Annotated in this window: 21 protein-coding genes and 1 tRNA gene; 18 read left to right on the top strand and 4 right to left on the bottom strand. The window is 62.0% G+C overall.

The genetic code is table 11. The features are described 5' to 3' along the window. The first annotated feature begins 50 nt into the window (after window positions 1-50). The 5 genes from HA052_RS03185 to mmsB all read left to right on the top strand — a co-directional run bounded on the left by HA052_RS03185 (window position 51) and on the right by mmsB (window position 5,671). Window positions 51-1,553, top strand: coding sequence for a CoA-acylating methylmalonate-semialdehyde dehydrogenase (locus HA052_RS03185; protein ID WP_166450734.1), 1,503 nt, complete (start codon window positions 51-53; stop codon window positions 1,551-1,553). 13 nt (window positions 1,554-1,566) lie between these two features. Further along, window positions 1,567-2,727 carry an acyl-CoA dehydrogenase family protein gene (locus tag HA052_RS03180; protein ID WP_166450733.1) on the top strand — a complete coding sequence of 387 codons (1,161 nt, stop codon included), beginning with the start codon at window positions 1,567-1,569 and terminating at the stop codon, window positions 2,725-2,727. Window positions 2,728-2,836: 109 nt separating this feature from the next. Beyond that, a complete protein-coding gene (locus HA052_RS03175) occupies window positions 2,837-3,619 on the top strand; it encodes an enoyl-CoA hydratase (RefSeq protein ID WP_166450732.1) in 783 nt (260 codons plus the stop codon). A gap of 24 nt (window positions 3,620-3,643) precedes the next feature. Beyond that, entirely contained in the window at window positions 3,644-4,762 is a 1,119-nt protein-coding gene (locus tag HA052_RS03170; RefSeq protein WP_166450731.1) for an enoyl-CoA hydratase/isomerase family protein, read from the top strand. Between the two features lie 18 nt (window positions 4,763-4,780). Beyond that, window positions 4,781-5,671: a 3-hydroxyisobutyrate dehydrogenase gene (mmsB, locus tag HA052_RS03165; RefSeq protein WP_166450730.1), complete on the top strand. Its 891-nt coding sequence runs from the start codon at window positions 4,781-4,783 to the stop codon at window positions 5,669-5,671. 97 nt (window positions 5,672-5,768) lie between these two features. Here the strand turns inward: mmsB and HA052_RS03160 are convergent, their stop codons facing one another. Then, window positions 5,769-7,304, bottom strand: a complete 1,536-nt coding sequence (locus HA052_RS03160; RefSeq protein WP_081544757.1) for a mechanosensitive ion channel family protein — start codon at window positions 7,302-7,304, stop codon at window positions 5,769-5,771. A 270-nt stretch (window positions 7,305-7,574) separates the two neighbouring features. Then, window positions 7,575-8,522 carry a tRNA dihydrouridine synthase gene (locus HA052_RS03155; protein ID WP_166450729.1) on the bottom strand — a complete coding sequence of 316 codons (948 nt, stop codon included), beginning with the start codon at window positions 8,520-8,522 and terminating at the stop codon, window positions 7,575-7,577. Between the two features lie 58 nt (window positions 8,523-8,580). On the opposite strand from HA052_RS03155, the gene HA052_RS03150 reads away from it, so the two are divergent. The 13 genes from HA052_RS03150 (at window position 8,581) to HA052_RS03090 (ending at window position 19,319) form a co-directional block, all read left to right on the top strand. After that, on the top strand, window positions 8,581-9,048 hold the full coding sequence (locus tag HA052_RS03150; RefSeq protein WP_166450728.1) for a GNAT family N-acetyltransferase: 468 nt from the start codon (window positions 8,581-8,583) through the stop codon (window positions 9,046-9,048). A gap of 61 nt (window positions 9,049-9,109) precedes the next feature. Continuing rightward, on the top strand, window positions 9,110-10,054 hold the full coding sequence (locus HA052_RS03145) for a nucleoside hydrolase (RefSeq protein WP_166450727.1): 945 nt from the start codon (window positions 9,110-9,112) through the stop codon (window positions 10,052-10,054). A gap of 14 nt (window positions 10,055-10,068) precedes the next feature. After that, window positions 10,069-10,284, top strand: coding sequence for a DUF1653 domain-containing protein (locus HA052_RS03140; protein WP_166450726.1), 216 nt, complete (start codon window positions 10,069-10,071; stop codon window positions 10,282-10,284). A gap of 8 nt (window positions 10,285-10,292) precedes the next feature. Continuing rightward, window positions 10,293-11,246 (top strand): histone deacetylase family protein, encoded by a 954-nt coding sequence (locus HA052_RS03135; RefSeq protein ID WP_166450725.1) that lies wholly within the window; start codon window positions 10,293-10,295, stop codon window positions 11,244-11,246. Next, window positions 11,243-11,767, top strand: a complete 525-nt coding sequence (gene msrA, locus HA052_RS03130; protein WP_166450724.1) for a peptide-methionine (S)-S-oxide reductase MsrA — start codon at window positions 11,243-11,245, stop codon at window positions 11,765-11,767. Before HA052_RS03135 ends, msrA begins: the two co-directional genes overlap by 4 nt. Window positions 11,768-11,894: 127 nt before the next feature. Then, on the top strand, window positions 11,895-14,171 hold the full coding sequence (locus tag HA052_RS03125) for an ATP-binding protein (protein WP_166450723.1): 2,277 nt from the start codon (window positions 11,895-11,897) through the stop codon (window positions 14,169-14,171). A gap of 21 nt (window positions 14,172-14,192) precedes the next feature. Beyond that, on the top strand, window positions 14,193-14,861 hold the full coding sequence (locus HA052_RS03120; protein WP_019103053.1) for a response regulator transcription factor: 669 nt from the start codon (window positions 14,193-14,195) through the stop codon (window positions 14,859-14,861). Between the two features lie 9 nt (window positions 14,862-14,870). Continuing rightward, a complete protein-coding gene (locus HA052_RS03115) occupies window positions 14,871-15,746 on the top strand; it encodes an NAD kinase (RefSeq protein ID WP_019103054.1) in 876 nt (291 codons plus the stop codon). Between the two features lie 18 nt (window positions 15,747-15,764). Continuing rightward, window positions 15,765-17,435, top strand: a complete 1,671-nt coding sequence (gene recN / locus HA052_RS03110; protein ID WP_166450722.1) for a DNA repair protein RecN — start codon at window positions 15,765-15,767, stop codon at window positions 17,433-17,435. 46 nt (window positions 17,436-17,481) lie between these two features. Further along, window positions 17,482-17,571 (top strand) — tRNA-Ser (locus HA052_RS03105). 192 nt (window positions 17,572-17,763) lie between these two features. After that, a complete protein-coding gene (locus tag HA052_RS03100; protein WP_166450721.1) occupies window positions 17,764-17,988 on the top strand; it encodes a hypothetical protein in 225 nt (74 codons plus the stop codon). A gap of 139 nt (window positions 17,989-18,127) precedes the next feature. Continuing rightward, entirely contained in the window at window positions 18,128-18,367 is a 240-nt protein-coding gene (locus tag HA052_RS03095; protein WP_166450720.1) for a helix-turn-helix domain-containing protein, read from the top strand. After that, window positions 18,345-19,319, top strand: coding sequence for a hypothetical protein (locus HA052_RS03090; protein ID WP_166450719.1), 975 nt, complete (start codon window positions 18,345-18,347; stop codon window positions 19,317-19,319). Before HA052_RS03095 ends, HA052_RS03090 begins: the two co-directional genes overlap by 23 nt. On the opposite strand, the gene HA052_RS03085 is transcribed toward HA052_RS03090, so the two are convergent. Then, window positions 19,285-20,739, bottom strand: a complete 1,455-nt coding sequence (locus HA052_RS03085) for a DNA cytosine methyltransferase (protein ID WP_206118755.1) — start codon at window positions 20,737-20,739, stop codon at window positions 19,285-19,287. The genes HA052_RS03090 and HA052_RS03085 overlap by 35 nt on opposite strands. Before the next feature lie 316 nt (window positions 20,740-21,055). Then, complete coding sequence (locus HA052_RS03080; RefSeq protein WP_166450718.1) at window positions 21,056-21,310, bottom strand: hypothetical protein; 255 nt, start codon at window positions 21,308-21,310, stop codon at window positions 21,056-21,058. Window positions 21,311-21,601: the final 291 nt, after the last annotated feature.

Here is a 21,601-nt window from a genome sequence, read left to right as displayed (position 1 = left end):
CCGGCGCCGCCGGCAACGGGCTTTATTCAAGATCAGACGGAGGCAGCACCATGACCCAGGCAGTCCCCACCATCAAATTGCTGATCGGCGGTGAATTCGTCGAATCCCGCAGCGCCGAATGGCGTGACATCGTCAACCCGGCCACTCAGGAAGTGCTGGCGCGGGTGCCGATGGCCACCCAGGACGAAGTCGACGCCGCCGTCAGCGCCGCCAAGACCGCCTTCGCCGGCTGGAAGAAAACCGCCATCGGCGCGCGCGCGCGCATCTTCCTGAAATACCAGCAGCTGATCCGCGAGCACATGAAGGAACTGGCGGCGCTGCTGACCGCCGAGCAAGGCAAGACCCTGGCCGACGCCGAGGGCGACATCTTCCGCGGCCTGGAAGTGGTGGAGCACGCGTCCGCCATCGGCAATCTGCAACTGGGCGAATACGCGGAGAACGTCGCCGGCGGCGTCGACACCTATACCGTGCTGCAGCCGCTGGGCGTCTGCGCCGGCATCACCCCGTTCAACTTCCCGGCGATGATTCCGCTGTGGATGTTTCCGATGGCCATCGCCACCGGCAACACCTTTGTGCTCAAGCCCTCGGAACAAGACCCGATGGTGACCATGCGCCTGGTGGAGCTGGCGCTGGAAGCCGGCATCCCGCCCGGCGTGCTCAATGTGGTGCACGGCGGCGAACAGGTGGTCAACGCCCTGTGCGACCACCGCGACATCAAGGCGGTGTCCTTCGTCGGCTCCACCAAGGTGGGCACCCACGTGCACCATCGCGCCAGCCTCAACGGCAAGCGCACCCAATGCATGATGGGCGCCAAGAACCACGCCATCGTGTTGCCGGACGCCAATAAGGAACAGGCGCTGAACCAGTTGGCCGGAGCCGCTTTCGGCGCTGCCGGCCAGCGTTGCATGGCGCTGTCGGTGGCTGTGTTGGTGGGCGAGGCCCAACAGTGGATTCCGGAACTGGTGGCCAAGGCGCGCGGCCTGAGCGTGGGCGCCGGCAAGGACAACCCGGACCTGGGCCCGCTGATCTCCTGCGCCGCGCGCGAGCGCGTGGCCGGCCTGATCGCCCGCGGCGTGGAAGAAGGCGCGCGCCTGGAGCTGGACGGCCGCGACATCCAGGTGGCCGGCTACGAGCGCGGCAACTTCGTCGGCCCCACCATCTTCTCCGGCGTCAAACCGGAAATGAGCATCTACCACCAGGAAATCTTCGGCCCGGTGCTGTGCCTGATGGCGGCGGATTCGCTGGACGACGCCATCGCCATCGTCAACGCCAACCCCAACGGCAACGGCACCGCGGTATTCACTCAGAGCGGCGCGGCGGCGCGCAAATTCCAGGAGGAGATCGACGTCGGCCAGGTGGGCGTCAACGTGCCCATCCCCGTTCCGGTGCCGCTGTTCAGCTTCACCGGTTCGCGCGGCTCCAAGCTGGGCGACCTCGGCCCTTACGGCAAGCAAGTCGTGCTGTTCTACACCCAGACCAAAACCGTCACCAGCCGCTGGTTCGACGACGCCGCCAGCGGCGGCAAGGTCAACACCACCATTTCGCTGCGCTGACCGGGAGCCCGCCATGGATTTCGCACTAACTGAAGAACAAATCGCCTTTCAGGACAGCGCCCGCGACTTCGCCGCCAGCGAGCTCGCGCCGCGCGCCGCCGAATGGGACGAAGAGGAAACCTTTCCGCTGGACGTGATCCGCCGCAGCGGCGAAATGGGCTTTCTCGGCCTGTACACGCCGGAAGCCTACAGCGGCCTGGGCCTGCCGCGGCTGGACTCCGCCATCATCTTCGAAGAGCTGGCCGCCGGTTGCACCTCCACCACCGCCTATCTGACCATACACAATATGGTGGCCTGGATGATAGCCAGCTTCGGCAGCCCGGAGCTGGCCGAGCGCTGGGTGCCGCGCATGGTCAGCGGCGAGCTGCTGGGCAGCTACTGTCTGACCGAGCCCGGCGCCGGCTCCGACGCCGCCGCGCTGAAGACCCGCGCCGAGCGCAAGGGCAACAGCTATGTGCTCAACGGCTCCAAGATGTTCATCTCCGGCGCCGGCAGCACCCAGGTGCTGGTGGTGATGGCGCGCACCGGCGGCCCTGGTCCCAAAGGCGTGTCCGCCTTCGTGGTGCCGGCGGACGCGGCCGGCGTGCAATACGGCAAGAAAGAGAAAAAAATGGGCTGGAACAACCAGCCCACCCGCGCCATCACTTTCGACAATGTGGAAATCCCCGCCGCCAACCGCCTGGGCGAGGAAGGCCAGGGCTTCGCCTTCGCGATGAAGGGCCTGGACGGCGGCCGCATCAACATCGCCACCTGCGCCGTGGGCACTGCTCAAGCCGCGTTGGCCGCCGCCCAGCGCTATGTACAAGAGCGCCAGCAATTCGGCCAGCCGCTGGCCGAGCTGCAAAGCGTGCAATTCCGGCTGGCGGACATGCTGACCGAGCTGGTGGCCGCGCGGCAGATGGTGCGCCTGGCGGCATGGAAACTGGACCAGGCCAGCCCGGACGCCAGCGCTTATTGCGCCATGGCAAAGCGGCTGGCCACGGATTTGAGTTTCAATGTGGCCAACAACGCGCTGCAACTGTTCGGCGGCTACGGCTATCTGAAGGACTTTCCCCTGGAACGCCATGTGCGCGACCTGCGCGTGCACCAGATTCTGGAAGGCACCAATGAAGTCATGCGGATGATCGTGGCGCGCAAACTGCTGCAAGACGGCGCGCTGGAAACCCTGCGCTGAGCGAAGCCGAAAGTACCTCATATGCGGCCTTGCGCAGTCTTGCCCCAGCCGCTTCGCTGGACTTTTTCGGCCTAGCTCAATCAAAACCGAATCCATAAAGGCAAACGCTATGAACAACTACGCCCACCTGAACGTGGAAAAACGCGGCCACACCGCCGTGGTCACCATAGACAACCCGCCGGCCAACACCTGGAACCGCGACAGCCTAAGCGCGCTGAAACGACTGGCGGCGGACCTGAACGCGGACCGCGACATCTACGCGCTGGTGATCACCGGTCAGGGCGAAAAATTCTTCTCCGCCGGCGCCGACCTCAAGCTGTTCGCCGACGGCGACAAAAAGGTGGCCACGGAAATGACCATGCTGTTCGGCGAGGCCTTCGAGGCCTTGTCCGCCTTCCGCGGCGTCAGCATCGCCGCCGTCAACGGCTATGCGATGGGCGGCGGCCTAGAGTGCGCGTTGGCCTGCGACATCCGCATCGCCGAGGAGCAGGCGCAAATGGCGCTGCCGGAAGCCGGCGTCGGCCTGCTACCCTGCGCCGGCGGCACCCAGAACCTGCCTTGGCTGGTGGGCGAAGGCTGGGCCAAACGCATGATTCTGTGCGGCGAGCGCATCGACGCGCGCACCGCCGAGCGCATCGGCCTAGTGGAAGAAGTGGTGGCCAAAGGCCAGGCGCTGGACGCCGCGCTCTCGCTGGCGGCAAAAGTCGACCGCCAATCGCCGTCGTCGGTAGCGGTGTGCAAGCAGCTGGTGCAACGCGCGCGGCTGCAGCCGCCGGCGCACAATCTGATCCACGAACGCGAAGGCTTCATCAAGCTGTTCGACACCCAGGATCAGGGAGAAGGCACCCGCGCCTTCCTGGAAAAACGCGCGCCGCAGTGGAAGAACGCCTGACCTTCACCCAAGGACGAATCCGCCATGTCCCACCCGCTACTGTTTGAAGAACTGCCGGTCCGCGGCGGCCAGCGCATCGCCATCGCCACGCTGAACGCGGAAAAATCGCTGAACGCGCTGACGCTGGAGATGATACGGCTGCTGGACGCGCGCTTGAACGCCTGGGAGAACGACGATGCCGTGGTAGCCGTGCTGTTGCGCGGCGCCGGCGACAAGGCCTTCTGCGCCGGCGGCGACGTGCGCTCGCTGCGCGCAGCGCTGCTGGAAGACGGCGACGTCTATCCCAACCCGCACGCCGTCGCCTTCTTCAGCGAGGAATATCGGCTCGACTACCACATCCACCGCTACCGCAAGCCGCTGATCGTCTGGGGCGGCGGCATCGTCATGGGCGGCGGCCTGGGCCTGATGGCCGGCGCCAGCCACCGCGTGGCCACCCCGGCCACCCGCATCGCCATGCCGGAAATCACCATAGGCCTGTACCCGGACGTGGCCGGCAGCTGGTTCCTGCAACGGATGCCGGCCAAGCTCGGCCTGTTCCTCGGCCTGACCGGCGCGCCGCTGAACGCCGGCGACGCGCTGCTGTGCAATCTGGCCGACCATGTGCTGCCGGCCGACGGCCAGCCCCCCCTGCTGACCGCGCTGCGCGACCTGGCCTGGGAACAGCCGGAGGAACGCCACCACGGCCTGGTCAGCGCCCTGCTCAACGAGATGGAGCGCGGCGTGGCGCTGCCGGAAGCCAACGCCGGCCGCAATCTGCTGGCGGTGCACCAATTGATGAACCGCGGCAGCCTGGACGCGGTGGCCGCCGCGCTGCGCGACACCGCCTTTGAAGACCCGTGGCTGGCCGCCGCCGCCAAGAGCTTCGCCCACGGCTGCCCGACATCGGCCGCCGTCTGCTGGGAAATCTTCCAGCGCGCCAAACACCTGTCCTTGGCCGAGGTCCTGCGCATGGAGCTGGCGCTGTCGGTCAACTTCTGCGCCAAGCCGGACTTCCGCGAAGGCGTGCGCGCGCTGCTGGTGGACAAGGACCGCGCGCCGCAATGGCATTGCCGCGAGCTGGGCGACATTCCGCCGGGCTGGGTTGACAGCCATTTCGATTCGCCGTGGACTGAGGCCGACCACCCGCTGGCCGCGCTCCAATAACAATCAAGGAGACAGAAGATGCAAACCATCGCCTTCATCGGCCTAGGCAATATGGGCGGGCCGATGGCCGCCAATCTGCTGAAACAGGGTTATCAACTGAACGTGTTCGACCTGTCCGCCGACGCGCTGGCCAAGCTGGCCGCCGCCGGCGCGCGCGCGGCCTCCACCGCCGCCGACGCCGTCCGCGGCGCCGACGCGGTAATTTCCATGCTGCCGGCCGGCCGCCACGTGGAAGGCTTGTACCTGGGCGAGTCCGGCCTGTTCGCGCAACTGCCGGCCGGCACCCTGGTGGTGGACTGCAGCACCATAGACGCCGCCACCGCACGGAAAGTGGCCGCCGCGGCCGACGCCGCCGGCCTCAAGATGCTGGACGCGCCGGTGTCCGGCGGCACCGCCGGCGCCGCCGCCGGCACGCTCACCTTCATCGTCGGCGGCGCGGCCGCCGAGCTGGAACGGGCGCGGCCCTTGCTGCAGGCTATGGGCAAGAACATCTTCCACGCCGGCGCCGCCGGCGCCGGCCAGACCGCCAAGATCTGCAACAATATGCTGCTGGGCATCCTGATGGCCGGCACCGCGGAGGCGCTGGCGCTGGGCGTGAAAAACGGGCTGGATCCCAAGGTGCTGTCCGACATCATCAGCCAGAGCTCCGGCCGCAACTGGGCCACCGAGCTGTACAACCCCTGGCCCGGGGTAATGGAGAACACGCCGGCCAGCCGCGGCTACAGCGGCGGCTTCATGACCGAGCTGATGCTGAAAGACCTGGGGCTGGCCGAGGAAACCGCGCTGCACAGCCACGCGGCCAATCCGCTGGGATCGTTGGCGCGCAATCTCTACGAGGAACACGCTCAGGCCGGCTTTGGCAAGCTGGATTTCTCCAGCATCCTCAAGCACTTCCACCCGCTGGATTAAGTTAGGCCGCGCGGCCCCTTGCTTGGGGCCGCCGTGCGCGCCTCATTTAGCGCGGCGAGTCGACACAAGACCGCGTATGGCTTGCGCTTCAGCGCGGTCAGTGCTTGCCCAGGCCAAAGAAGCGCCGGATCTTGTCCACCAATTCCGCACGCTGCGGCGCGCCATGGCCCTCCTGCCAATCCTGCGGCAGCTTGCGGGTGCGCTCCGCCAAGCGTTCCGCCAGAATCGACGAGATCGCCTCCGCCAATTCTTTTCGCGAACTCAGAATGGACTGGAAAGACTCCTTGTCCAGCCGCAGGCACTCCACATTGGAACGCGCGATCACGGTGCCGCTGCGCGCCTCGCCCGTCATCAAGCCCATTTCGCCGAAGAAGTTGCCGCCCTCCAGCACATCCACCAGCTTGCGGCTGCCGTCCGGCAGGTTCACCCACACCTCCACCTCGCCGCTAAGCATGATGTAGAGCCAGTGCGCCACCGCGCCCTGATGCATGATGATGTCGCCGGTGACGAAGGGCGTGAACTTGAGTTGATCGGCCAACACCACCATTTCCTCGTCGTTGAGGCTGGTCAGCAGCTCCACCTTGCGCAGCGCCTGCACCCGCTCTTCCAGGTGCTTCTTCATCCGCGCTTCCATATACTTTTCATTGTCCTTGATGGTCAGCACATTGTAGTGCGGCGAGGACATTTTCAGATTATGGCGGCGCAAGGCGGCGTCGATATGGGTACGCACCACGGAATCGGTCAGATCGTCGGCGGCGAGATCGGTCAGCCAATAGCGAACCGCGTACTTGCTATAGCCGTTCTCAAAGCCCATCAGAATGCAGTTGGGTTCCGGCGACAAGGCCACGCCGGGCAGCTGGGCTTCGCGCAAGGAGCGCTCCACCACGGTGATGATCTGATTGGGCAAGGTATCCCAATTAATGTTGAACCACACCCAGCGCCGCCATTGCAGCGGCGCGCCCTGGTGCTTGCCCAGGATGGCGAACTGTCCCTTCATCAACTGGCTGTTGGGAATCACCACGGTTTCCCAGTTGCGGGTTTCCACCAGCGTGGCCCGCCAATTGATTTCCACCACCCTGCCGGACAACTCGCCGGACTTGATCCAGTCGCCCACCTCCACCGAATTGTCCAGTTGCAACGACAGGCCGGCCAGAATATTGCCCAGCGTATCCTGCATGGAGAACGCCAGCACGCCGGTAATCACCGCCGAAGTGGTGACGATATGGCTCAGATCCAGGCCGGCCAGGCGCAAGAGCACCAGACCCCAGCCTACGCAGCCCAGTACCAGCAGAATGTCCTCCAGGATGCGCGGCGGATGCAGACGCAGCAAGGGAAGGAACAAACGCATCAACATCATCGCCCATAACCGGATCAAGGCCAGCCCCAGCACGATGACGGCCACCTGCTTGACCCACTCCGCCACCGCCTGGCCGTCCTGAGGCCCCAGATTGATCGCCACCAAGGCAAGGGCGGCGGCCAACAAGGAGCGCAGCGTCGATTTGCGGGTTTCCGGCCGCAACAGATAAAGCAAGGCGGCGCAGGCGGCGGTCAACGCCACAAACAGCGTCAAACTGTCGTGCCACGCCTGAGGGATCAGCTTTTCCAGCCAGCTAACCGTCGGGGCCGTATCCATGCCGCCTCCGCGATGAAGTCTTGATGGGAAACCGCCGATGGCGGCGCCGTTGCGGCAGGGAACAAAGAGGAAACAACAGGCCGGCCGCTTTTCATTGATAGTCCATCGCGGCGGATAAAAAAAATCCCTCCCGTATAGGGAGGGCTGCAAGGTATCGGGGAAGTGTAATCGCCGGAGCTGGGGAGCCGCCGGAATCACAGCGCCCTGCTATACCAGTGCAGCGCGCAATTGAATGGTACACATCCCCATAGCATTTAGATATGAGTACATTTACTTAGAAAGCATGTCTCGCAGTACAGGCTCCACTTCGTCCGGCGTGGTCAGCCTGCGAATGCGCTCGAACAAGGCGCCGGCCTCCGGCCAGCTTCGCTTGAGCTGCCCCAGCCATTGCTTGGTGCGCGCCACAGGGTAGCGTCCATCCTCGGACTGAACGCGGCACTGCAGGAACAAGTCCAGCACCCAGGGCTGCATCTCGTTCCAGGGCATGGGTTCGGCGCCGTCCTGGCGCTTGATGCGCAAAGCCAGGTCCGGACAGGCTACCAGGCCGCGGCCTATCATCACCGTGTCGCAGCCGCTTTGCTCGCGGATGGCGCGGTAATCGTCCAGCGTCCACACTTCGCCGTTGGCCACCACCGGCACCGCCACGCTCTCGCGAATGCGGGCGATCCAGTCCCAGTGCGCCGGCGGCCGGTAACCCTCCACCTTGGTGCGGCCATGCACCGCCAGCTCCTGCGCGCCGCCGGCCTCCAGAGCTCGCGCGCATTCCAAGGCCCGGCTCTTGTCTTCATAGCCCAGCCGCATTTTGGCGGTGACCGGTATTTCGGCCGGCACCGCCGCGCGCACCGCCTGCACGATCTGGAACAACTGCTCGGGATCGTTGAGCAGAATGGCGCCGCCGCGATGGCGGTTGACAGTGGGCGCCGGGCAGCCGAAATTCAGATCTATGCCCGGCGCGCCCAGGCTGGCGGCCTTGGCCGCGTTCTCGGCCAGACAGGCCGGGTCCGAACCCAGCAACTGCACCCGCACCGTGACGCCGGCGCGGGTCTTGCCGCCGCGCGCCAGCTCCGGCGCCAGCCGCATGAAAGTACGGGTGGGCAAGAGCGCCGAAGTGACGCGGACAAACTCGGTGACGCACAGATCAATGCCGCCCACCCGGGTCAGCACATCGCGCATCGCCTCGTCCACCAAGCCCTCCATCGGGGCAAGAACCAATTTCATTGCAAACATCGCCGGAAAAAAGGCAAATATTGTACCGCAAAGCGGGGAAAGGCATTCAATGCAAATCGCTGTTCGCCAGGCCGACGCGGAGTCCGTCCGCTCATGGCTGCCCTTATTTCTGACCTATCTCGATTTTTATCGGACAGCGCAGCCGGCAGAAGCCTGCGCCGCCTTCCTGGAACAGCGGCTGCGCATGGGCGAAGCGGTGGTTTTTCTAGCTGAAGACGCGGCCGGCGTCCAAGGCTTCGCCCTGCTCTATCCCGGCTTCTCCTCGCTCGCCCTGCGCCCGCACTGGCTGCTGCACGACTTGTTCGTATCGCCGGCCTGTCGCGGCGGCGGCGTCGGCCAACTATTGCTGGAACATTGCCAGGCCCATGTCGCCGCGCTGGGCGGCGGCCTCACGCTGCAAACCGCACACGACAACCTGAGCGCGCAGCGACTGTATGAACGATCAGGGTTTAAACTGGATACCGAATTCAGAGTCTATGAATGGAGCGCGTCCTCTCCGCAGCCGGCCGCGCCTTGACGCGCCGCCAAGCGCTGCGGCATCCTTCGCCCCCTTGATGACATTGCCCAATGGAGCCGACATGAAACAGCACCGCGTCATCTTCGACACGGACCCAGGCCTTGACGATGCGGCCGCCATCCTGTTCCTGCTGGGCGCGCGCGCCGACATCGAGCTCTTGGGCCTGACCACGGTGGCCGGCAACGTCGGCGTGGAACTGACCACCCGCAATGCCCGCATCGTCTGCGAATGGGCCGGTCGCAACGATGTGCCGGTCTACGCCGGCGCAGACCGGCCGCTGGTCCAGCCCTACCAGGGCGCCGAACACGTGCACGGCGCCAGCGGTCTGGACGGCGCGCCGCTGCACGAACCCGCCATGCCGGTGTGTGCCGAACACGCGGTGGACTTCATTATCGACACGCTGCGCCGCGAACCTCCGGGCAGCGTCACCCTTTGCCCGGTGGGGCCATTGAGCAATATCGCGCTGGCCCTGCGCCGGGCGCCGGACATTGCCGCGCGCATTGGCCGCATCGTACTCATGGGCGGCGGCTATTTCGCCGGCGGCAATATGACCCCAGCGGCGGAGTTCAACATCCACACCGATCCGCACGCGGCGGACATTGTGTTGCGCAGCGGCGCGCCCATCGTCATGTTGCCGCTAGATGTCACCCACCAGGCGACCACCACGCCGGCGCGGGTGGCGCTGCTGCGCGACCTCCCCAACCGCTGCGGGCCGCTAGCGGCCTCGCTGCTGACGTCTCTGGAGCGCTACGACGTGCAAAAGCTGGGCCAGGACGGCGCGCCGGTGCACGACCCCTGCGTGATCGCCTACCTGCTGCGCCCCGATCTGTTCAGCGGCCGCGAAGTCAACGTGGTAGTGGAACTGGCCGGCCACTACACCACCGGCGCCACCGTGGTGGACTGGCACGGAGAATCCGGCCGCGAGCCCAACGCGCTCTACCTGACCGAGGTGGACGCCGACGGCCTGTTCCAACTGATGGCCGACGCCCTCGCCCATCTGCCGTAAGCCAAGGAGGCCCCATGAAAATCGCACCCGGCATTTATCGCCATTACAAAGGCCCGCTCTATGAAGTGCTGGGCACCGCCACCCACTCCGAAACCGGCGAGTTGCTGGTGATGTACCGCGCGCTCTACGGCGAGTTCATCCTGTCGGCGCGGCCGGCCGGCATGTTCGAGGAAAGCGTCGCGCACGAAGGCCAGACCCTGCCGCGCTTCTCTCTGGTCAAGGCGTTCTGAGCCTCTTAATGCGTATTTTTCGCACCGATCAATTTCCGCTGCCGCTACCGCCCGGCCATCGCTTTCCGGCGCGTAAATACGCGCTGCTGGCGCAGGCGGTGGCGGGTTTCGCCGCCGAGGCGATGGACACCGCGCCGGCGGCCAGCCGCTACGAACTGGCGCTAGCCCACGACGACGCCTATCTGGACAAGGTGTTCAACGGCGCGCTCAGCGCCGCCGAGCAGCGCGAGATCGGCCTGCCCTGGAGCCCGCAACTGCTGGAACGCAGCCGTCGCTCGGTGGGCGCCACCATTGCCGCCGCCCGCTGGGCGCTGGCGCGCGGCTGCGGCGTCAATCTGGCCGGCGGCACCCACCACGCCGGCCGCGCGATGGGCAGCGGATTTTGCGTGTTCAACGACATCGCCGTGGCCGCGCGGCTGATGCTGGACGAAGGCCTGGCCCGCCGCGCGCTGGTGCTGGACCTGGACGTGCACCAGGGCGACGGCACCGCCGCCATTACTCGCGGCGACGACCGCATCTTCACCTTCTCCATGCACGGCGCCGGCAACTTTCCCTTCCGCCGCGAGCCCGGCGACCTGGACATCGAACTGCCGGACGGCGCCAACGACGAAACCTACCTCGCCGTTCTGGCCGAGCAACTGCCGCGCCTGTTCGCCGCGGACCCGGACCTGGTCTTCTACCTGGCCGGCGCCGACCCCTACGCCGGCGACCGCCTGGGCAAGCTGGCGCTGAGCTTCGACGGCCTGGCCGCGCGCGACCGCATGGTGCTGGAAGCCTGTCGCCAGGCCAAAGCCGCTGTCGCCGTCGTCATGGGCGGCGGCTACGCGGTGCCCATCGAAAACACCGTGGCGATCCAGACCGAAACCGTGCGCCTGGCTTGGCAAATCTTCGGCGTCGAGGGACAGATTGCCCGCCCCGACGCGACTCATACACATCCCACCCGTCAATGGAGCCAAACATGAAAACCGCAACCTTCGCAGGCGGCTGCTTCTGGTGCATCGAAAGCGCCTACAACCGCCTGGCTGGCGTCCACAGCGCCGTTTCCGGCTATACCGGCGGCCCCGACGCCAACCCCAGTTACAAGGAAGTCTGCGGCGGCCGCAGCGGCCACGTGGAAGCGGTGCAGATCCGCTACGACCCGGCCCAGATCGATTACGACACCCTGCTGCGCGCCTTCTTCGCGTTGCACGACCCCACCACCCTCAACCGTCAAGGCAACGACGTCGGCCCGCAATACGCGTCGGTGCTGTTTTACCACGACGAAGAACAGCGTCAGGCGGCGGAACGAAAGCTGGCGGACCTGGCCGGCGACTACCCGGCGCCCATCGTCACTCGGCTGGAGGCAGCGGCGCCTTTTTATCCGGCGGAAGACTATCACCAGCAATACTTTGACCAACATGGCCACGAACCCTATTGTCAAATGGTGGTAGCGCCAAAACTGGCCAAGTTTCAGCAATATTTTTCTGTTTACCTGAAGAAATAAGCCATACCCTGCCAGGGGCGAGCCCAGCTCCCGGCTTGGTTCGCGCGCCCCGGGCATCGCCGCTATAATCCGGCACAGTAGCGGCGATGCCCAGATTGGCTGCGCGCCGGACGAACCCAACCTCCCCATGGCAGACAAGCACAGCATCATCACTGCATTCCGCACCGCCCTCACCCGTCACCTGGACCTGTTGCGCACCGCCTCCCCCCGCGGACGCCTGGCCTGCGCCGTGTTGTGGCTGCTCACCTTCGCCCTGTTGCTGGGCCAATCGGTGGCGCTGGACCTCAATCAGCAGCATCAGGAACACCAACAGGTGCACAGCCTGATTCTCTCCGGCCTGCAGACCCGCCTGCAGGAAAGCGAGATGCTGCAACAAAGCGTGGTCGACATCGTCGATCAGGAAAACAGCCTGCGCGAAGCGCGCATCCGCCTCTTGGTGGAATCGCTGGCGCGCGAACAGCCGCAGCTCTACTTCATCGGCTACCAGCCGCTGGTCAGCCACGCTTACCGCCGCGAATTCGAACGCATGCGCAGCCAGTTGCAAGGCCAGCCCTACCGCATCCGCGACTACCAGCACCAGCAGGACAACGCCTGGGACCAGCAACAAGCCTGGCGGCTGGCGGCCAAACGGCCGCGCTACCTGCCGCTGAGCATGGCCGAACCCGGCCTGGCCTCCGACGACTGGCGCGAAATGGGCCTGGACCTGCTGGCCGACAGCGTGCTGGCGCCCACCGTCCACCGCGCGATGGGCCAGGGCGAGGCGGTATCCCCGGTACTGCGCCTCAACAACGGCAAGCAGGGCCTGGCCTTCTTCTCCGCCATCTACAACACCGAGGCGCCGTCCCCGGTGCCGCTAGTGCGCAGCGAGCAGACCGCAGGCATGGTGGTGCAGGTGCTGGCGCTGGACAAGCTGGTCAGCCTGACCCCCAATATGGCTACGCGCTACGGCGTGGCCTTGCAGCGCAAGGACAGCGCGCCCAGCGGCTACGACCCGCTGATCTACCGCCATCAGCAACAGGACCAGCCCGGCTGGCTGGCGCAATGGCTGCTGCCGACGCTGGAAATCCGCAAAAGCCTGGACACCCCCTACCTGCCCTATGAACTGACGGTGCGCCGCCAGCTCAGTTTCGACCGCACCGCGCCGCTGGAGCTCTTGCTCAGCGCCGTCTTCTCCATGGTGCCGGCCTACCTGTTGCTGATCATCCTGGCGCTGCTGGCGCAAAACCGCCAGGCGCAGGAACAGGCACAAGACAAGCTACACCGCGAGCGCGAATACGCAATGGTGGCGCTCAGCGGCATCAGCGACGCGGTCATCAGCATCGACATCGACCTGAGCATCCGCTATCTCAACCCGGCGGCGGAAACCCTGCTCGGCCTCAAAGCTCGAGACGCCGCGCAACGCAAGCTGCATCAAGTGGTGAGGCTCAACTACGAATTTGCGCGCCAGGTGGAGGAAGACCCGGTGCACAAGGCCATCCAGCGCCGCGAAACCGTGCTGTTGGCGCAAAACTGCTATCTGATGCGCAGCGACGGCGAAAAACTGCTGATCGAAGGCTCGGTGTCCCCGCTGCCCGGCCGCGACGGCCGGCTGATGGGCGCGGTGCTGACCTTCCGCGACACCGCGCCGATCCGCCGCCGCATGCTGGCCGCGCTGGAGGCCAGCGAAACCCGGCTGCGTCAGCACGAAATGGAGCTGGCCCGCGTCGCCCGCATCAACACCATGGGCGAGATGGCCTCCGGCATCGCCCACGAGATCAACCAACCGCTGTCCGCCATCATGAGCTACTGCCAGGCCGGCCTCAGCCTGCTGGAAGACGAAGAGCCGGACATGGCCATGCTGCGCCGCGCGCTGGACTCCTCCGTCACCCAGGCCAGCCGCGCCGGCCAAATCATCCAGCGCCTGCGCGAATTCGTGATCAAAAAAACCCAGCAATTCAACCCCATAGACCTGAATCAGGTGGTGGGTAATGCGCTCAACCTGCTGGAATACGAACTAAAAACCCACGATATTCATATTGAGCAGAATATTTGCCACGACCTGCCCTTGGTCTACGCTGACAACATACAACTGGAACAAGTGGTGCTGAACCTGATGCGCAACGCGCTGGACGCCATGGAAACCGTCGCCCCCTGGGGGCGGCTCAGCATCGCCACTAGCCTGAACGGCCGCTGGATCCGGCTAAGCATAGGCGACAACGGCGCCGGCATCGCGCCGGAATTGCTGGATCGCATCTTCGCGCCCTTCTTCAGCACCAAGGCCAGCGGCATGGGATTGGGCCTGGCCATCTGCCAGACCGCCATAGAAGCGTTCGGCGGCAAGCTGAGCGCGCGCAACAAATCAACCGGCGGCGCGGAATTCATCATTGAACTGCCGCAACGGGACGCGCCGCCGTCAACGGGGTAACCGGCAGGAGTCAAAAACACAATGCAAAACACCACGCCAACCGTCTACATCGTCGACGACGATCCGGCCGTACTGGATTCGCTGGCCATGCTGATCGCCGCGCAAGGCATGCGCACCGTCACCTTTCCCAACGCGATGGAGTTTCTCGCCCACTACGGCGGCAACGACATCGCCTGCCTGGTGCTGGACATCCGCATGCCGCAAATCACCGGCCTGGCGCTGCAGGAGCAGCTGATCGACAAAAACGTGACCTTGCCCATCGTCTTCATCACCGGCCACGGCGACATCGAACAATGCCGCCGCGCCTTCCAAACCGGCGCCATCGATTTTCTGACCAAGCCGATAGACCAAGCGCGGCTGATCGAAAGCCTGCGCAAAGGCATACGCCTGAGCATCCTGCAACACCGCAAGGAAGAAGAAACCCAGGAAGTGATGGGCCTGCTCGCCCGCATCAGCGGCCGCGAGCGCGAAGTGCTGGAACTGGTGGCGGACGGCATGTCCAGCAAGGAAATCGCCCGGGTGCTGGACCTGTCCCCGCGCACCATAGAAGTACATAGGGCCAACCTGTTCAACAAACTCGGTGTAGACTCTCTGGCGGACCTGGTGCGCTTCTACCTGAAAGCGCTGGAAGCCACCGGCAAGAAACCCAACGACGACAGTTTTTTGAACGATACGCCCACCCCTTACTGAAACAACGCCATGGAACGACTGTTCAAACACGTCTGCCTGGTGGCGCGGCACAGCAAGCCCGCCATCGTCGAATCTCTGCGCCGGCTGGCCGACCACCTGTCCGCCTCCGGCGCCACCGTGCTGATCGACAAAGACAGCGCCACCCAGCAGGAAGCCGGCCCGCACGCGCTGATAGACCGCAACGACATGGGCAAGCTGGCCGACATCGTCATCGTGCTGGGCGGCGACGGCACCATGCTGTCCATCGCCCGGCTGCTGGCCCCCTACCGCGTGCCGCTGATCGGCATCAACCAGGGCCGGCTGGGCTTCATGACCGACATCCCCCTGCACGAGATGCTGGATTCCGTGGACGCCATCCTGCGCGGCGATTTCGTGCCGGAAGACCGTATCCTGCTGCAAGCCGCGGTGATACGCGAAGACGCCGAAGTGGCCAACGCGCTGGCCTTCAACGACGTGGTGTTCAGCCGCGGCGCGATGGGCTCGATGATAGAGTTCGAAGTCTTCATCGATAACCAGTTCGTCTACAGCCAGCGTTCGGACGGCCTCATCGTCTCCACCCCCACCGGCTCCACCGCCTACTCGCTGGCCTCGGGCGGTCCCATCCTGCACCCCACGCTGCAGGCCATCGCCCTGGTGCCCATCTGCCCGCAATCGCTGAGCAACCGCCCGATCGCGGTCAACGACTCCTGCGAAGTGGAATTCATGCTCACCCGCGGCCTGGACGCGCGCGTGCACTTCGACGGCCAATCCCATTGCGACCTGATGGAAATGGACCGCGTGCTGATCCGCCGCTACCGCAACCCGCTGCGCATCCTGCACCCGGTGGGTTACAACTACTACGACATGCTGCGCCACAAGCTCCACTGGGGCGAGCGCCTGCTCTGACACCTGACGCGAACACCCATGCTCCTATCGCTGACCGTTAAAGACTTCGTCATCGTCGACAGCATCTCGCTGGACTTCCAAGCCGGCTTCACCGTGCTCACCGGCGAAACCGGCGCCGGCAAGTCCATACTGCTGGACGCCTTGAGCCTGCTGCTGGGCGACCGCGCCGAAGGCGCCCAAGTGCGCGAAGGCGCCGAACGCGCCGAGATCACCGCCGAATTCGACACCCGCGGCCGCCCTGAAATCGACGCCTGGCTGGAAGAAAACGGCCTCAACGGCGACGACGACGTGCTCCTGCTGCGCCGGCTGCTGGACAAATCCGGCCGCTCGCGCAGCTTCGTCAACGGCCAGGCCGCCACCCTCAGCCAACTCAAGCAGCTGGGCGAATTCCTGGTCGACATCCACGGCCAGCACGCCCACCAATCGCTGATGAAAGCCGATGCCCAGCGCCAGCTGCTGGACGCCTACGCCGGCTCCGTCGCGCTGGCCCGCGACGTGCACAAAGCCTGGCAGGACTGGCAAGCCGCCCGTCGCGCCCGCGTCGACGCCGAGCGGCTGTCGCGCGAATCCGAAGTCGAACGCGAACGGCTGAACTGGCAAATCAACGAACTGAGCGAACTCAAGCTGCTGCCGGACGAATGGAGCGCGTTGAACCAAAGCCACTCCCGGCTGGCCAACGCCGCCGAACTGGCGCAAAGCGCCCAACTGGCGGTGGACACCCTGTCCGAGATGGACAATAGCTGCCTGACCATGCTGTCCCAGGTGCAAACCCGGCTCAGCAAGCTGGCCAACCTGGACCCGCGGCTGGCGGACACCCTGTCGTTGCTCGACTCCGTGGACGCCGAACTGCGCGAAGTGGTCTACAGCCTGCGCGACTACGCCAGCGACATCGACGAAAACCCCGGCCAGTTGGCCGAAGTGGAAGGCCGGCTGGAAGCGCTGATGAGCACCGCGCGCAAATACCGGGTGCAGCCGCAAGACCTGCAGGAAAAACTGGACGACTGGCAGCAACAGCTGCAAGCGCTGGAAGCCTCCGCCGACATCGAAGCGCTGTCCCTGGCGGAAACCTCCGCGTTGGCGCGCTACCGCACGCAGGCCGAAGCGCTGTCCGGCAAACGCCGCCAGGCCGCCAGCGAGCTGTCCGCCCGCATCGGCGCGGAAATGCAGCACCTGGCGATGAGCGGCGCGCGCTTCGCCATCGAACTGGCGCCCCAGCCCGAACCCGGCGCCCACGGCCTGGAGTCCATCGAATACCTGGTGGCGGCCAACGCCGGCACCAGCCTGCGCCCGCTGGCCAAAGTGGCCTCCGGCGGCGAACTGTCCCGCATCAGCCTGGCTATGCAGGTGGTAATCAGCCAGGTGGCCAGCGTGCCCACGCTGATCTTCGACGAAGTGGACGTGGGCATCGGCGGCCGCGTCGCCGAAGTCATCGGCCACATGCTGCGCCAGCTGGGCCAGCGCTACCAGGTACTATGCATCACCCACCTGCCCCAAGTGGCCTCCTGCGGCAGCCATCACTGGCAGGTCAGCAAGAGCGAACACAAGGGCCGGGTCAAGAGCCGCATTGAGCCGCTGAACAGCGAGCAGCGGGTGCTGGAAATCGCCCGCATGCTGGGCGGTGTGGAGCTGACCCAGACCACGCGCGAGCACGCGGCGGAAATGCTGGCGTCAAATGCGCCGGCCCTCTAGTCAAAGCGGCTAAGACCCGCTAGAATTGCGCCCTCTTACCAAATCGGGAAGCGTGGCAGAGTGGTTTAATGCAACGGTCTTGAAAACCGTCGTGGGTGCGAGCCCACCGTGAGTTCGAATCTCACCGCTTCCGCCAATACACTGTAGTCCCTTGATTTATCAAGGTGTTTTTTTGACGACCTCTTCCCTAGGTGGTTCACTCTGGTGGTTCACTCCACGAGCAGAAACCATGCATATTCCAGCCCATCCCTGGGTCTCACGGCACGGAGTCTACTATTTCAGGTAGACGAGTCGGATCGCAGGAAAACAAAGCAGCAAGCGAGCGTCTTTGCACACGAAAGACCCTAAACTTGAAGCCCTGGATCAGAAAAATCTTGCTGAGGCAGAAGAGGCAATCAAGGATCTGGACTACACCGCGAATATTTACCCAGTCAGCGTGGATGTCCAGGCTGGCCAAGTTGTCCAAGCGAATTTCCAACAACCTTTTGATAACCGCTTCTTGTTTGAAAGACTGAAGCGCAGCAGTGTTTCGGCGTTCCTCTCGTGGAAGTGAAAACAGCAGAGCTGTGCTGAGCCTGCGGAGGGGTCCGCTGGAGCGGTAGCCTGGACATTGATGTTGCTTCGAGCTCACCATGACTTCAACAAGTGTGACACATTGTCCGTAGACGCGATGTCATCACAAACTATCAAATATGGCCATGCCGAAATCACTCATCCCGCTTGGCCAAAGCATAAAAAAGCAACGCGAATTGTTGGGTTTGTCGCAAGAAAAACTAGCAGACCGATGCGGTTTTGATCGGACTTACATAAGCATGCTAGAAAGAGGAAAGCGTAACCCGTCTCTGTTAAACCTATTGCGGCTTGCTGACGGGCTTGAGACTTCGGTATCACAACTTACCGAGGTTTTTAATGGCACTGAATCCGATAGATGACATTCACGCACTTCAAATTCAAGCAGGTACCCTTGGCCGCAAAGCTGGACACTTATTCGAAGACACCATTACGGATAAGATAAATACACTCCGCTATCCGTTCTGTGTAAACAACACGGATAGGAACCATATTTTCTGTGGCGATCCTGCAATTTTGCTATTGAACTACATTGGAAAATCAAGGGGCATAAAAACCATTACATCGGCAGTTGCCATTTCAACTGGCGCATTGGCCACTTCAGAAGAAGGGAAAGCTTGGCTGTCTATCAATGGCGTTAGTATTTCTAGATGCAAAAGCGATCTTGTCATCAAGTTGAAATCATGTGATCACTCTGATGTAACCGTCGGCATCTCAACGAAACAGTGTAATAATCAAACGCCCACAAACGCGCAACTTTACTTTACTACGGCGCGAGGTTTCTCAAACCTACTCCAATCAAACGGGATACCTGTTAGTGAAACAGCAGTGTTATCTCTTCGGCAATTCTGTGGTGACCAAGGATTTCGCCCATGTGATATGCCGAATATGGGGGATCGATTATCTGATCACCGTCGTTTCTTTTGGGAAGAGATTGACAGCGCTGGACGGCTTGAATGGGAAGCTTTATTTGCCTCATGGCAAGATGAAATAACGCGACTGCTTTTTCAAAAGGCATATCTCGACGACCCATTTATTCCTGAATTTTTACTTCATAAAACAAAGTTTTCACAGGCTTGGAACGAAACCGAAGTTGCAATTTTTGAAATAGAAGAAATAATTGCGCTAAGTCGAGCGTATCAGGGTTTTTCAAAGCGACCCTACTCGGTACGAAAGGGCAGTTATAAAGACCCTATAGGGATTACGCACGACGCCCCTCGTTTTGGCATCGTACAGATGCAACGAGGGGGGCAAAAACAGCATCCGGAACAGCTTCAGTTTAATTTGGAGGCTGGCTATTTTTACAAAATTTAAGCTTATCTAGAATATGCATGGCAACGTAGTATGCTAACAACGGTGGTACCGCGTTGCCAATTCCCGTTCGAATAGTTCCCAAGCTACCCCTAAAGACATACCCATCTGGAAATGATTGGATACGCGCAGCCTCCCTAATCGTTAGTGATCTAGTAGCTATAGGGTGAACATTTCGGCACCCTGAAATCATTCCAAAAGTAGTTTGTACTGTTGATGCCGGCTCAAGCCAAACCTGCCGCTTATACGTTGTATTATAGCCTGATGGAGGTCTCTTCCCCTCATCTTCATTATCATGTGCGCTAAAACCCTCTTGCACATCCCATAGCCAATCAATAACATGCGCCGGATGTTTAACCGCTTCGTGCAGAGGATCATCCGCCCCCTCCCCAGACTCCAAATATGCGAGATCTGAACAGGCATCAGCAAACGTCCGACAAGGCTCTGCCTGCAATAGAAAATCATTGCCTTCAGTATGAGTGGGCTCTGGCAATGAGGGCGCAGTTTCAATATCGTTTCTAACGGCAATATACAATATTCTATCGCGGTGCTGGGGTACTCCGTAATTTTTTGCATTTACCTCAAAAAGCTTAATTTTATACCCATGATCTTTGAAGGCATTAGCAATATCATCCATAACAAAACCACCTTCAGTGTTTTTCATGGAAGTCAAGAGTCGAACATTTTCCAATACGGCAAATTTCGGACGAAATGCATCTACAAATCTCAAGTAATGCCTAAATAATTGATTTCTTGGGTCTGTAACTTCTCTTTTGCCGGAAAGACTAAATCCCTGACACGGAGGTCCTCCAATAATTACATCAACACTTCCAATTTCTTCAACGTATCGACACAATTTACTATCATCAACAGAGGTAATATCGCCACCGATTTCTCTGGATTTTGGAAAATTTTCCTTATATATCTTCCGAAGATCTTCATCTAACTCGACGTAGCCTTTCACATCAAAGCCAGCCGCCGAAAAGCCTAAGCTAAAACCGCCACATCCTGAGAAAAGGCTAATCGCGGAAAACCGTCCTTCAGATTTATCATTATGCTTAATAAGCAGTCCATCAATAACTTCCCTGTATCTACTATTTCCTTCAGTTATTTTTGCTTTTGATACTCGCTCAGGAAGCCTTGGGGGGATAATGTACTCATGCGCCTTGTAGCGCTTTTCTCGCTTTACTAGCGTTGCAACAGCTTCTTTGTTCTGCAGTGCGATATCAATTGCCTTGCTCGCATCGGATGACAAATCAATTTTCCCGAGCTCGTAAGCTGATAGAACATGTTGAGATACGCCGGAAAGCTCAGCTAATTTTGCCTGTGAAAGCTTAAGTAGTAGTCGGTGTTCTCGGAGTTTTTTCCCGGTCATAGGCATGGTAATTAGCTCAAATAAAAGAGAATGATCACGGATCAGCATAGTCTACCACAATACTCAAATCCACAATCTGAACCGCCGACGTCCAACAGATCATTGGCTTTCTACGCGAACCCGAAACTGGAGACTGGACTGCCCCGGCTCCTGCAGGCAATCCTGCCCTATGGAAATATTGCTTCTCAAACTCTACCGGTGATAGTCCATTTGCGGAACCATGCCGGCAAAATGCAAATAGGCTGATGAGCTCAAACCAACCGCTAGACATTTAACTGCCAATGCCCCACCGCCTCCACCCATATCAAAAGCCCGGACTCATCGTCCGGGCTTTTCTCATTCCCGCCCTCTCACCGGCGGCAATCTATTTAACGACCTCTGTCCGCGCCGCCACAAGCAGCAGGCGCAGTCGCTCATACGCGCATTCCACGCCATACCTCGCCTCCAGCAGGCTCCACAAAACCTCTGGGGACAGTTCTACGATGAATGGCGTTTGGCGCGGCGGTTGACGGGACATCTCCCGGCGCAGCGCCTCGGGCAATTGTTTGAAATGGGATTGGGCGGCACGAATATGCCTGAGGGCGCGACGCGCCTCGCGGAGGGTGTCGATCTTGGCCATGGCGGCCTCCTGTTTGGACCTTTTGAGGGTTTCGCCCCTTTTGAGAGGGCGGCCGGGTGCTCAAAACCGCAAACAGACGGCGGGCGTATTCCCCTTGCGGGTATTGTATTAGCCGCACACCCGGCCATGGACGCGCATTGTCCCACAAGTGGGAGTTTGCCAAAACCATGGACGCAAAAAAACCGCGAATCTTACGGGTGCGGTAGCCGCTGTTTGTATGGTGTTTTGAGCACCGGGAATGACCATAGCCCGTTGGCGCGGACTATGTCAACGGCACATGGTCCGCTGTCG

This window comes from Chromobacterium fluminis (genome assembly GCF_011602385.1).
Taxonomy (GTDB): domain Bacteria; phylum Pseudomonadota; class Gammaproteobacteria; order Burkholderiales; family Chromobacteriaceae; genus Chromobacterium; species Chromobacterium fluminis.
Note: the sequence above shows the minus strand (reverse complement) of the source record. Positions and strands in the feature narration are given on the sequence as shown.